The organism is Streptomyces sp. NPDC102270, assembly GCF_044766405.1.
Taxonomy (GTDB): Bacteria; Actinomycetota; Actinomycetes; order Streptomycetales; family Streptomycetaceae; genus Streptomyces.
The window spans coordinates 377,159-389,611 of sequence record NZ_JBIWLX010000012.1 but is presented as its reverse complement, the minus strand read 5'-3'; the positions used below and the strand labels follow the sequence as shown (position 1 = coordinate 389,611).

Below are 12,453 nucleotides of genomic sequence, written 5' to 3'. Positions count from 1 at the left end.
CTTCGGTCTTGCGTTTCCGACTCTATCAGACCGTTTCCGGTTCCGATTTCCTCGGTGCTTTCCAGGTTCCCGCTCTCGCGTTTCCCTTTCCGGCGGTTCCGACTTTATCAGAAGTTCTGAGTCGGAATTCCCGCCCCCTGGAGGCTCGCTCCGGAGCACGAAGCTGCCGGGTTCCCCCTCGGGCGGAGCCGTAAACGTACTGGAGCGGGGTGCCTCGATGCAAATCGAGGCACCCCGCTCCTGGTTCACTCGGACGAGTGTCCGACGGTCCGTCAGACCTCCACCACCACAGGCAGGATCATCGGCCTGCGGCGATACGTGTCGGAGACCCACTTGCCCAGGGTCCGCCGCACCAGCTGTTGCAGCTGGTGGGGTTCGACCACGCCGTCCTGCGCCGAACGCTCGAGCACCTCGGTGACCCTCGGGATCACGTCGGCGAAGGCCGAGTCCTCGATGCCGGAGCCGCGCGCCTGGATGTGCGGGCCGCCCGTGATCTTCCCGGTGGACGAGTCGACGACCAGGAAGACCGAGATGATGCCCTCGTCGCCGAGGATCTTGCGGTCCTTGAGAGCCGGCTCGCCGACATCGCCGACCGAGAGGCCGTCGACGTAGACGTAACCCGCCTGGACCTTGCCCGCGATCTTCGCCTTGCCCTCGACGAGGTCGACGACCACGCCGTCCTCGGCGATGACGATGCGGTCGTGCGGGACGCCGGTCAGGGCGCCGAGCTCGGCGTTGGCGCGCAGGTGGCGCCATTCGCCGTGGACCGGCATCAGGTTCTTCGGACGGCAGATGTTGTAGAAGTACAGGAGCTCGCCCGCGGACGCATGGCCCGAGACGTGCACCTTGGCGTTCCCCTTGTGGACGACGTTGGCGCCCCAGCGGGTCAGGCCGTTGATGACGCGGTAGACCGCGTTCTCGTTCCCCGGGATCAGCGAGGACGCGAGGATGACCGTGTCGCCCTGGACGATCCGGATCTGGTGGTCGCGGTTCGCCATGCGGGACAGGGCCGCCATCGGTTCGCCCTGGGAGCCTGTGCAGACCAGGACCACCTCGTGGTCGGGGAGGTCGTCCAGGGTCTTGACGTCCACCACCAGGCCCGGCGGGACCTTCAGGTAGCCCAGGTCCCGCGCGATACCCATGTTGCGGACCATCGAGCGGCCCACGAAGGCGACCCGGCGGCCGTATTCGTGCGCCGTGTCCAGGATCTGCTGGATGCGGTGGATGTGGCTGGCGAAGCTGGCCACGATGATCCGCTTGCGCGCGTTTCCGAAGACCGTGCGCAGGACGTTGGAGATGTCCCGCTCGGGCGCCACGAATCCGGGAACCTCGGCGTTCGTGGAGTCGGAGAGAAGGAGGTCGATGCCTTCCTCGCTCAGACGTGCGAACGCGTGCAGGTCCGTGAGACGGCCGTCCAGCGGGAGCTGGTCCATCTTGAAGTCGCCCGTGTGGACGACCATGCCCGCCGGGGTGCGGATGGCGACGGCGAGGGCGTCCGGGATCGAGTGGTTGACGGCGACGAACTCGCAGTCGAAGGGCCCGATGCGCTCGCGGTGTCCCTCCGCCACCTCAAGGGTGTACGGGCGGATCCGGTGCTCCTGGAGCTTGGCCTCGATGAAGGCCAAGGTCAGCTTGGAGCCGATCAGGGGGATGTCCGGCTTCTCCCGGAGGAGATAGGGGACAGCTCCGATGTGGTCCTCGTGACCATGGGTGAGGACGATGCCCTCGATGTCGTCGAGGCGGTCCCTGATGGACGAGAAGTCCGGCAGGATCAGGTCGATGCCGGGCTGTTCCTCTTCGGGGAACAGCACCCCGCAGTCGACGATCAGCAGACGGCCGCCGTACTCGAAGACCGTCATGTTTCGGCCGATCTCGCCGAGACCGCCGAGCGGGGTGACCCGCAGGCCGCCCTCGGGAAGCGGCGGGGGCGGGGCCAGTTCAGGATGCGGATGACTCAAAAGACTCTCCTCAACCACGCACGCCACGTACCGGTGGGGCACGTGGCGCGCGTGACGTTCGTGCGTGTAGCAGTTGTCGTTGTGGTGCGGGCACCGGTGGCCCGCCTATTCAGTTGTTGAGTCTGGTTGCGCGCCGGGCGCGCGAAGTCTGGTGCTAGAGCTGTACCCCGCCGGCGGCAAGATCGATCTTGAGCTGCTCGATCTCTTCGGGCGAGAGCTCGACCATGGGGGCGCGCAGGGGCCCCGCGGGGAGCCCCTGGAGGCTGAGCGCCGCCTTGGTCGTCATCACGCCCTGGGTGCGGAACATACCCGTGTAGACGGGAAGCAGCTTCTGGTGGATCTCGGCGGCCTTCTGTACGTCACCCGAGGTGAACGCCTCGACCAGGGCGCGCAGGTCCGGGGTGACGACGTGGCCGACGACCGAGACGAAGCCGACCGCGCCCACGGAGAGCAGCGGCAGGTTCAGCATGTCGTCGCCGGAGTACCAGGCGAGGCCGGAGCGGGCGATGGCCCAGCTGGCGCGGCCCAGGTCGCCCTTGGCGTCCTTGTTGGCGACGATCCGCGGGTGCTCGGCGAGCCGGACCAGCGTCTCGGTGCTGATCGGGACACCGCTGCGGCCCGGGATGTCGTAGAGCATGACGGGCAGCTCGGCGGCGTCGGCGACAGCCTTGAAGTGCCGGTACAGGCCCTCCTGCGGGGGCTTGTTGTAGTACGGCGTCACGATCAGGAGGCCGTGTGCGCCCACCTCTTCGGCGGCCCGGGCCAGCCCGATGCTGTGGTGGGTGTCATTGGTGCCGACGCCGGCGACGACGTGGGCGCGGTCGCCGACCGCCTCCAGTACGGCTCGTACCAGGTCCGATTTCTCCGCGTCACTGGTGGTGGGGGACTCGCCGGTGGTGCCGTTGATGATCAGGCCGTCGTTGCCTGCGTCCACCAGGTGGGTGGCGAGCCGCTGTGCGCCGTCGAGGTCGAGTGCGCCGTCCGCCGTGAAGGGCGTGACCATGGCGGTGAGGACCCGCCCGAAGGGGGTCTGCGGAGTGGAGGTCGGAGCCATGGGGAACACGCTACTCGTTGCTCAAGGCGGGGTCTGCCCTAGGGGGACGGGGAAAGTCAGGACAAATGCGGAGCCCGGCACTGCCTGCTCGGGGGTTCAAGCAGTGCCGGGTCCGTTTGATCAGGCTAGATGAACTTCGCTAAATGCCGCAATACGGACACTTCACGCGACGGGCCCGTACATCTGTGCCCCGCGGGTACGCAGAAGCCCGTTACGGCGCCACACGCCCGTTCGCATTGAAGGCGGCGTAGGTGAGCGGCATGAGCTTGGCCCACTCCGCCTCCATCTTCTCGCCGACCATCTCGATCTCCCGCTGTGGGAAGGACGGCACCTTCGCCTGTTCGTGCTGGGTGCGCAGACCGAGGAAGTGCATGAGCGAGCGAGCGTTGCAGGTGGCGTACATCGAGGAGAACAGGCCGACGGGCAGGACCGAACGGGCGACCTCGCGGGCGACGCCCTGCGCGAGCATCTCCTGGTAGGCGCGGTACGCCTGGCGGTACGACTCCTCCATGGCGCTTCCCACGGACGCGTGCTGCTCGGGGGTGCCCTCCACGAAGACGTACTTGCCGGGACGGCCCTGCTGCACGAGCTTGCGGTCGGGGCCGGGGACGTAGAAGACGGGCTGGAGCTCCCGGTAGCGGCCGGACTCCTCGTTGTACGACCAGCCCACGCGGTGCCGCATGAACTCGCGGAAGACGAGGATCGGGGCGCTGATGAAGAAGGTCATGGAGTTGTGCTCGAAGGGGCTGCCGTGCCGGTCCCGCATGAGGTAGTTGATCAGCCCCTTGGAGCGCTCCGGGTCCTTGTTCAGCTCGTCCAGGGACTGCTCTCCGACGGTCGACACCCGGGCGGCGAACAGCACGTCGGAGTCGGCCGCGCTGTGCTTGACCAGTTCGACGGTGACGTCGTCGCGCAGCTCGATCTTGAAATCGTCGTCGGGGGTGGGGCTCACGGTTCGGGGGGTCCTTCCCAGCTCGTCGTATGGCGACGCCACTCTACGGCGCCCCAAACGGGACTTTCACTGGCGTGACCGAGTTAAGTCGGTGAAAACGGGCACCTTTTGCGGCGACCGCTCGTCTGTACAGACAGCAGCGATTCGTTCGATCCCCGAAGGGAGAAGTACCCCCATGCTGTTGCGTCGGCGCGAACCCGTTCCGTTCGCCTTTCTCGCCGAAGCCGACAGGTTCCGCAGCAATGTCACTCCTCCGCCCCGTGAGCGGGTGTCCGCCGGTGAGATGGCCGGGCGCTGGCTGATGGGACTCACCATCGTCGCCGGGCTCGTGGGCTCCCTGGTTCTCGGGATGCCGGCGCTGTCACAGGATCAGGCCCCCGCGCAGACACAGCAGTCCCAGGCCTCCCAGGGACACTGACTCGGACGGGCCCCCGCAGGTGGCCCGTGGGGACACCGGCGGATAACCTCACCGGGCACAGCCCACCGCTTGGATCGAGTGAGGACCCGCCGTGCCCCTGCCCTTCCTGACGGCCGACCGCGTATTCGAGGCGACGGACGACGCCGCGCTGCCGTTCGACAACCGTGACCGCTGGCGGCGCCCTTACCGGCCCGGTCCGTGGCGGGTGGGCGTGGCGGCGCTTCTGCTTCTGCTCGCCTCGTACGTGTTGTTCGCCGCGGTGATCATCGCGCTGACCGACTCGCCGACCGAGGCCGCGGTGGTGCTCGGCATCGCGGTGCTCGTCATCGTGGGCGCGCTGCGGCTGCTGCGCATGGGCGTGTGGGTGAGTGCCCGCGGAGTGCGACGGGTGGGCTTCCTGTTCACTCGTACGGTGTCCTGGGAGCAGGTCGTGGCCGTGCGGACGGCTCAGCAGCCGGTGCGCTGGCTCGGACTGCCGCGCACGGTGCAGGGGCAGGCCCTGACCCTCGTACGGCAGGGTCGGGGGCCGGAGGATCTGCCGCCGCTGCTGACCACGCACAACGCGGACTTCCTCGCGCGCGGCCAGGCGTTCGACCGGGCCGCGGACGCTGTGGAGGCCTGGGCGGCGGAGCACGCACGGGGCTGACCCGGACGGGTAGACACGAAGAAGGGGGCCGGTCCGCATCAGGACCGGCCCCCTTCGACGTGTGTCGGGACCTCAGAGCTGCTGGACGGGCCTGCCGTCGTGCAGTGCTATCGCGCGCTGCAGGGCCTTGCGGGCCCGTGGGGTGTCGCGGGCGTCGTGGTAGGCCACGGCGAGTCGGAACCAGCTGCGCCAGTCGTCGGGGGCCGTCTCCGTCTCGGCCCTGCGCTTGGCGAAGACCTCGTCGGCCGAGTCTCGGTCGATCCGGCCGCCGGGTGTGCGCTTGAGCTCGTCGACGGGCAGGCCGCCCTCGGCGTCGAGCTCGGCGGCGAGCGCGTTGGCCCGGCGGACGAACTGGGTGTTCTTCCACAGGAACCACAGGCCGATCACCGGCAGGATCAGCACGGCTACGCCGAACGTGACCGTGACGAGAGTCCCGGACTGGATCAGCATGACGCCGCGGCTGCCGACCAGGACGAAGTAGAAGACGAGGACGGCGGCCGTGACGGCGTAGGACAGCTTGGCGCGCATCAGCCCAGGTCCAGGAAGTTCTCCAGGCCGAAGGTCAGGCCCGGGGTCGTGACCACTCGGCGGGCGCCGAGCAGGATGCCCGGCATGAAGCTGCTGTGGTGGAGGGAGTCGTGGCGGACCGTCAGGGTCTCGCCCTCGCCGCCGAGCAGGACCTCCTGGTGGGCGAGGAGACCGCGCAGGCGCACGGCGTGGACGGGGATCCCGTCGACGTCCGCGCCGCGCGCCCCCTCCAGGGCCGTCTCGGTGGCGTCCGGTGCCGGGGCCGTGCCCGCCGCGCGCCGGGCCTCGGCGATGAGCTGGGCCGTGCGGGTCGCGGTGCCGGACGGGGCGTCGACCTTCTTGGGGTGGTGCAGCTCGACGACCTCGACGGACTCGAAGTACGGCGCGGCGATCTGCGCGAACTTCATGGTGAGGACGGCCCCGATGGAGAAGTTGGGAGCGATGAGCACGCCCGTCTCCGGGGACCTGGCGAGCCAGCCGTTCAGCTGCGCGAGGCGCTCGTCGGTCCAGCCCGTCGTACCGACGACGGCGTGGATGCCGTGGCCGACGCAGTACTCGAGGTTGTCCATCACCGAGGCCGGCGTGGTCAGTTCGACGGCGACCTGGGCGCCGGACTCGGCCAGGGTCTCCAGCTTGTCGCCCCGGCCGAGGGCGGCCACCAGCTCCATGTCCTCGGCGGCTTCGACGGCCTTGACCGCCTCGGCGCCGATGCGACCCCTGGCTCCGAGGACGGCCACGCGCAGCTTGCTCATCTTCTTGCTTCCTTAACCGAAACAGCCGAAACGAACGGGGATCAGGCCACGGCCTCGTGCAGTCGGGCCGCCTGCTTGTCCTTCAGCGGGCCGATGACCGACAGCGACGGGCGCCGTCCCAGGATCTCGCGGGCGACCGCGCGCACGTCGTCCGGGGTGACCGACGCGATGCGGGTCAGCATGTCGTCGACGGACATCTGCTCGCCCCAGCACAGCTCGCTCTTGCCGATGCGGTTCATCAGCGCGCCGGTGTCCTCCAGGCCCAGGACCGTGGAGCCCCTCAACTGGCCGATGGCGCGGCCGATCTCGTCGTCCGAGAGGCCGTGTTCGGCGACCTGGTCGAGTTCGTCGCGGCAGATCTTCAGTACGTCGTGGACCTGCGAGGGCCGACAGCCGGCGTACACGCCGAACAGGCCGCAGTCGGCGAAGCCGGAGGTGTACGAGTAGACGCTGTACGCCAGTCCGCGCTTCTCCCTGACCTCCTGGAAGAGGCGGGACGACATGCCGCCGCCGAGCGCGGTGTTCAGCACGCCGAGGGCCCAGCGGCGCTCGTCGGTGCGGGCGAGGCCGGGCATGCCGAGGACGACGTGGGCCTGTTCGGTCTTGCGGCCGATCAGCTCGACGCGGCCCGCGGTGCGCAGGGCGCGCCTGCCGTCGCGGGGCGCGATGGGCGTGGCGTCGGGGCTCTTGAGGGCGCCGGACTTCTCGAAGGCGGCGCGGACCTGTCGTACGACCTTGTCGTGGTCGACGTTGCCCGCGGCCGCGACCACGAGGTGCGTCGGGTCGTAGTGCTTCTTGTAGAAGCGGCGGATGCGGTCGGCGGTCAGGGCGTTGACGGTGTCGACCGTGCCGAGGACCGGGCGGCCGAGGGGGTTGTCGCCGAACATGGTGTGCGCGAACAGGTCGTGCACACAGTCGCCCGGGTCGTCCTCGGTCATCGCGATCTCCTCGAGGATCGCGCCCCGCTCGACGTTGACGTCCTCTTCGAGGATCAGGGAGCCCGTGAGCATGTCACAGACCACGTCGATGGCGAGCGGCAGGTCGGCGTCGAGCACGCGCGCGTAGTAGCACGTGTACTCCTTCGCCGTGAACGCGTTCATCTCGCCGCCGACCGCGTCGATGGCGGAGGAGATGTCCAGGGCGCTGCGCTTCGCGGTGCCCTTGAAGAGGAGGTGCTCCAGGTAGTGCGTGGCGCCGTTCAGTGACGGCGTCTCGTCGCGGGAGCCGACGTGCGCCCAGATGCCGAAGGTCGCGGAGCGGACCGAGGGGAGGGTCTCGGTGACGATGCGCAGTCCACCGGGGAGGGTGGTCTTGCGGACGGTGCCGATGCCGTTCTCGCCCTTGATCAGGGTTTGGGTACGGGCGACGGCCCGCGCCTCCGAAGAGGTGCGGGCCGTCGCCTTGGAGCTACGGGACGTCACTGGTCGGCGTCGTCCTTCTTCTCGTCGGAGGAGCCTTCCTCGCCCTCGATCACGGGGATCAGGGAGAGCTTGCCGCGGGAGTCGATCTCGGCGATCTCGACCTGGACCTTGGCGCCCACGCCGAGCACGTCCTCGACGTTCTCGACGCGCTTGCCGCCGGCCAGCTTGCGGATCTGCGAGATGTGCAGCAGACCGTCCTTGCCGGGGAGCAGCGAGACGAACGCGCCGAAGGTGGTCGTCTTCACGACCGTGCCCAGGTAGCGCTCGCCGACCTCCGGCATGGTCGGGTTGGCGATCTGGTTGATCGTGGCGCGGGCGGCCTCGGCCTGCGAGCCGACCTGGGCACCGATGTAGATGGTGCCGTCGTCCTCGATCGTGATCTCGGCGCCGGTGTCCTCCTGGATCTGGTTGATCATCTTGCCCTTGGGGCCGATGACCTCGCCGATCTTGTCCACGGGGATCTTGACGGTGATGATCCGCGGGGCGTTCGGGGACATCTCGTCCGGCGTGTCGATCGCTTCCATCATCACGTCGAGGATGTGGAGGCGGGCGTCACGGGCCTGCTTGAGAGCGGCGGCCAGGACGGAGGCGGGAATGCCGTCCAGCTTGGTGTCGAGCTGGAGGGCGGTGACGAACTCCTTGGTACCGGCGACCTTGAAGTCCATGTCGCCGAAGGCGTCCTCCGCACCGAGGATGTCGGTGAGGGCGACGTAGTGCGTCTCGCCGTTGATCTCCTGGGAGATCAGGCCCATGGCGATACCGGCGACGGGGGCCTTCAGCGGCACACCGGCGTTCAGCAGCGACATGGTGGAGGCGCAGACCGAGCCCATGGACGTCGAGCCGTTGGAGCCGAGTGCCTCGGACACCTGACGGATCGCGTAGGGGAACTCCTCGCGCGTCGGCAGGACCGGCACGATGGCGCGCTCGGCGAGCGCTCCGTGGCCGATCTCGCGCCGCTTCGGGGAGCCGACACGGCCGGTCTCGCCGACGGAGTACGGCGGGAAGTTGTAGTTGTGCATGTAGCGCTTGCGGGTCACCGGGGAGAGGGTGTCCAGCTGCTGCTCCATGCGGAGCATGTTGAGGGTGGTGACGCCCAGGATCTGGGTCTCGCCACGCTCGAACAGCGCGGAACCGTGCACGCGCGGGATGGCCTCGACCTCGGCGGCGAGCGTACGGATGTCCGTCAGCCCACGCCCGTCGATGCGCGTCTTCTCCTTGATCACACGCTCGCGGACCAGCTGCTTGGTGAGCGAGCGGTACGCGGCGGAGATCTCCTTCTCGCGGCCCTCGAACTCCGGGAGCAGCTTCTCGGCGGCCAGACCCTTGACGCGGTCCAGCTCGGCCTCGCGCTCCTGCTTGCCCGCGATGGTCAGCGCGGAGGCGAGCTCCGGCTTGACGGCGGCGGCCAGCGCCTCCAGGACGTCGTCCTGGTAGTCGAGGAAGATCGGGAACTCGCCGGTGGGCTTGGCGGCCTTCGAGGCGAGGTCGGCCTGGGCCTTGCACAGCACCTTGATGAAGGGCTTCGCGGCTTCCAGACCGGCGGCGACGACGTCCTCGGTCGGGGCCTCGGCGCCGCCCTTGACCAGCTGGATGGTCTTCTCGGTGGCCTCGGCCTCGACCATCATGATCGCGACGTCGCCGTCCTCCAGGGTGCGGCCCGCGACGACCATGTCGAAGACGGCGTCCTCGAGCTCGGAGTGCGTCGGGAAGGCCACCCACTGGCCGTTGATCAGCGCGACGCGGACGCCGCCGATCGGGCCGGAGAAGGGCAGGCCGGCCAGCTGGGTGGACGCGGAGGCGGCGTTGATCGCCACGACGTCGTACAGGTGGTCGGGGTTGAGCGCCATGATCGTGGCGACGACCTGGATCTCGTTGCGCAGGCCCTTCTTGAAGGAGGGGCGCAGCGGGCGGTCGATCAGCCGGCAGGTGAGGATGGCGTCCTCGGAGGGGCGGCCCTCACGGCGGAAGAAGCTGCCGGGGATCTTGCCGGCGGCGTACATCCGCTCCTCGACGTCCACCGTCAGGGGGAAGAAGTCGAGCTGGTCCTTGGGGTTCTTGGAGGCGGTGGTGGCCGACAGCACCATGGTGTCGTCGTCCAGGTACGCCACGGCGGAGCCGGCGGCCTGCTTGGCCAGGCGGCCCGTCTCGAAGCGGATGGTGCGGGTGCCGAAGGTGCCGTTGTCGATGACGGCCTCGGCGTAGTGGGTCTCGTTCTCCACTATTGGTTTCTCCGTTACTTTCGTCTTTTGTCCCGGTCCGCCCGTGTGGCGGGGGGACGTGCGCGGAGAAGCGCTCCATCTGGTGCGGGCCGGTCTTCGATCGAAGCACCCGGGTTCGCAAGGCCCGGGGGCCACTACCGAGGACCGGCGGCGGCGAGGTGCACTTCTCCTCGTGGTACTGCGTTGTGCTACCACACTACAAAGTGGGTGTGACACTGCGCACGTTTCCGTACGTACGGTGCGCACGTACGGCAAAGGGAGCGGCCCCCGATCGTTTCGGGAACCGCTCCCCCACGGCGTTCTACTTGGCGCCCGCCGCACCGCGGCGGATGCCGAGGCGGTCGACCAGCGCACGGAAGCGCTGGATGTCCTTCTTCGCCAGGTACTGGAGAAGACGACGGCGCTGACCGACCAGGATCAGCAGACCACGACGGGAGTGGTGGTCGTGCTTGTGGGTCTTGAGGTGCTCGGTCAGGTCCGAGATCCGGCGCGAGAGCATCGCGACCTGGACCTCGGGGGAGCCGGTGTCGCCCTCCTTCTGGCCGAACTCGGTGATGATCTGCTTCTTCGTAGCGGCGTCGAGCGACACGCGTACTCCTCGTAGTCTCTTGGGTAGCCACCGAGTGCCCCTGGTCCACTTCTCAGGGGAGCTTCCGTTACTCGGGAGGCGGGGTCCGCTGGGCGCGGCCTCCAGAGCGGTGAGCTCCGGGGGTGCGTACACAAACGGCCATCAGCCAGGGTATCAGCCCGGCGGCAGTGCCCTGGCCCACGCCGACGTCGTACACATGACGCGGCGGCTGCCACCCATGTGGGTGACAGCCGCCGTGACGGGTGCGGGAGCGTCAGCTGGTCATGCCGCGGGCCGCCGCGTACAGGTCGAGGACCGCGAGGCAGAGCGGGACGAGGGAAAGGAGCACCGCGCCCTCGCTCAGGTCGAGCATCCGGCCCCAGAACGGGGTGACGCCCTTGCGCGGCACGATCAGGGCGACGGCCACCAGGAGCGTGGCCCCCAGGGCGACCGCGGCGGCGAGCCAGACGGTACGGATGTCCAGCGGAACGCTGTTGTGGTTGTAGACGAGCTCCTCGATGACGTCGGTCGGCGGGTTCAGGGCGAGGCCGAGCACCAGCAGGCTGACGGTGACGACGCCCGAGACCATCAGGGTCACGACCTGGGACGTGTACAGGAAGAGCCGGGCCCGCATCAGCAGGGACAGGCCGGCCGCCAGCGACAGCAGCTGGGCCCAGCCGCTGGTGGAGAAGCCGAGCACCACACCGGCGGAGGCGACGCCGCCGATCGCGCAGCCGCCGACGAGGCCGAGCAGCAGTTCGTGACCGCGGCGGGCCTGGTCGGTGATGAGCTGGTAGTCGACCGGCTCCTGCTCCTGCTGGTCCTCGGCGCGGCCGCGCTTGGCGATCTGGTCGGGCGAGCGGAAGCCGATGGGCAGCCGGGAGAAGCGGGCGGACCAGCCGGGCAGGAAGCCGATGACGGCGACCATGACCACGGCGGTGACGGCGGCGGTCTCGCGCGGCTCGGCCTCGGTGACGATCGCGGTGAAGGTGGCGAGGACGCCGATGCCGGAGGCGAACGCGACGGCGATGAAGGGCGCGTCGTTCTGGGGCAGCATCAGCACCAGCAGCACCGAGGCGACGAGGACCACGGCGAAGGCGATGAGGAGCTGCAGCCGTCCGGGACCCTCCCCCGCGTCGAGGCCCATGATCCCCGAGCCGCCCACCAGCAGGTGCGGCAGCGAAGCGATACCGAGGGCCACGGCCGCGTGGTGGTCGTCGTAGACCCGTGCGCGTACGGCCGCGAGGGCGACCAGGACGATGCCGGTGACGCCGGCGATGACGCCCGGCAGACCGTTCATGTCGTGGCGCAGCGGCTCCGAGAACCACAGCGCCAGCGCCATCATGGTCAGCAGCAGCGCGCCGGCGGTCAGGCCGATGACGCGCATCATGCCGTCGTTCCAGCTGCGCCGGTCGGCCTCGACGGCCGCGGCCACGGCGTCGACGACATCGTCGAAGACGGCGGGCGGCAGCGAGTCCGCGAACGGCCGCAGAAGCAGCAATTCGCCATCGCGTATCTGCTGTTCGGCGAGCGAGCGGCCGTCGTCGAGGACGGAGCCGTCCCTGCGTACGAGGTTGTACCCGGTGGGAGCGGCCTCTTCGGGAGTCTGTCCCGACAGCCGCAGGATCTCCGGGTAGACGTCAGAGAGCGGCACGTCCTCGGGAAGTGCCACATCGATCCGGCTGTTCGGTGCCGCCACCGTGACCCGGCAGAATCCGGTTGCTGAAACCGTACTCACCTGACGGTTCCCCCTAGTCCAGTACTCGGTGATTCGTCGCGGTTTGCCAGGGCGATTCCCGCTCCGCGCTTGGTTTGGAGCGTCACCCTACCGTCCCCTTGCGTCATCTCCTCATCCCCTATCGGCTCAACGGCCCCGCAGAACAGTAGGATCAACGCCCGACTCATGAGTGGGCTGAGCCCCATGGGTCGACGAACGT

At 68.9% G+C, this 12,453-nt stretch carries 11 protein-coding genes; 2 read left to right on the top strand and 9 right to left on the bottom strand.

The window, feature by feature from the left end; translation table 11 throughout:
• Positions 1-272: 272 nt before the first annotated feature.
• The 3 genes from ACIRP7_RS26770 to thyX all read right to left on the bottom strand — a co-directional run bounded on the left by ACIRP7_RS26770 (position 273) and on the right by thyX (position 3,964).
• Positions 273-1,958, bottom strand: a complete 1,686-nt coding sequence (locus ACIRP7_RS26770) for a ribonuclease J (protein ID WP_403664409.1) — start codon at positions 1,956-1,958, stop codon at positions 273-275.
• Between the two features lie 154 nt (positions 1,959-2,112).
• Entirely contained in the window at positions 2,113-3,012 is a 900-nt protein-coding gene (gene dapA, locus ACIRP7_RS26765; RefSeq protein ID WP_403664407.1) for a 4-hydroxy-tetrahydrodipicolinate synthase, read from the bottom strand.
• 211 nt (positions 3,013-3,223) lie between these two features.
• Positions 3,224-3,964, bottom strand: a complete 741-nt coding sequence (gene thyX / locus ACIRP7_RS26760; protein ID WP_403664405.1) for an FAD-dependent thymidylate synthase — start codon at positions 3,962-3,964, stop codon at positions 3,224-3,226.
• Between the two features lie 175 nt (positions 3,965-4,139).
• Between thyX and ACIRP7_RS26755 the strand changes: the two genes are divergently transcribed.
• Positions 4,140-4,382 carry a hypothetical protein gene (locus tag ACIRP7_RS26755; protein ID WP_403664403.1) on the top strand — a complete coding sequence of 81 codons (243 nt, stop codon included), beginning with the start codon at positions 4,140-4,142 and terminating at the stop codon, positions 4,380-4,382.
• A gap of 91 nt (positions 4,383-4,473) precedes the next feature.
• Complete coding sequence (locus ACIRP7_RS26750) at positions 4,474-5,028, top strand: hypothetical protein (protein ID WP_403664401.1); 555 nt, start codon at positions 4,474-4,476, stop codon at positions 5,026-5,028.
• Between the two features lie 72 nt (positions 5,029-5,100).
• On the opposite strand, the gene ACIRP7_RS26745 is transcribed toward ACIRP7_RS26750, so the two are convergent.
• The 6 genes from ACIRP7_RS26745 to eccD form a co-directional block, all read right to left on the bottom strand.
• Positions 5,101-5,556 (bottom strand): hypothetical protein, encoded by a 456-nt coding sequence (locus ACIRP7_RS26745; RefSeq protein ID WP_403664399.1) that lies wholly within the window; start codon positions 5,554-5,556, stop codon positions 5,101-5,103.
• Positions 5,556-6,308 (bottom strand): 4-hydroxy-tetrahydrodipicolinate reductase, encoded by a 753-nt coding sequence (dapB, locus tag ACIRP7_RS26740; protein WP_403664396.1) that lies wholly within the window; start codon positions 6,306-6,308, stop codon positions 5,556-5,558. The genes ACIRP7_RS26745 and dapB overlap by 1 nt, the downstream gene beginning before the upstream one ends.
• A gap of 41 nt (positions 6,309-6,349) precedes the next feature.
• Entirely contained in the window at positions 6,350-7,729 is a 1,380-nt protein-coding gene (locus ACIRP7_RS26735; protein ID WP_393604468.1) for a M16 family metallopeptidase, read from the bottom strand.
• Positions 7,726-9,948 carry a polyribonucleotide nucleotidyltransferase gene (locus ACIRP7_RS26730; protein WP_403664393.1) on the bottom strand — a complete coding sequence of 741 codons (2,223 nt, stop codon included), beginning with the start codon at positions 9,946-9,948 and terminating at the stop codon, positions 7,726-7,728. The genes ACIRP7_RS26735 and ACIRP7_RS26730 overlap by 4 nt, the downstream gene beginning before the upstream one ends.
• Positions 9,949-10,249: 301 nt before the next feature.
• Positions 10,250-10,537 (bottom strand): 30S ribosomal protein S15, encoded by a 288-nt coding sequence (gene rpsO / locus ACIRP7_RS26725; RefSeq protein ID WP_030945091.1) that lies wholly within the window; start codon positions 10,535-10,537, stop codon positions 10,250-10,252.
• A 253-nt stretch (positions 10,538-10,790) separates the two neighbouring features.
• A complete protein-coding gene (gene eccD / locus ACIRP7_RS26720; RefSeq protein ID WP_403664389.1) occupies positions 10,791-12,254 on the bottom strand; it encodes a type VII secretion integral membrane protein EccD in 1,464 nt (487 codons plus the stop codon).
• Positions 12,255-12,453 lie beyond the last annotated feature (199 nt).

Bases quoted from the DNA above. Each gene is read 5' to 3' on its own strand.
- dapA (WP_403664407.1), bottom strand. From the start codon at position 3,012: ATGGCTCCGACCTCCACTCCGCAGACCCCCTTCGGGCGGGTCCTCACC.
- dapB (WP_403664396.1), bottom strand. From the start codon at position 6,308: ATGAGCAAGCTGCGCGTGGCCGTCCTCGGAGCCAGGGGTCGCATCGGC.
- ACIRP7_RS26755 (WP_403664403.1), top strand. From the start codon at position 4,140: ATGCTGTTGCGTCGGCGCGAACCCGTTCCGTTCGCCTTTCTCGCCGAA.
- ACIRP7_RS26745 (WP_403664399.1), bottom strand. From the start codon at position 5,556: ATGCGCGCCAAGCTGTCCTACGCCGTCACGGCCGCCGTCCTCGTCTTC.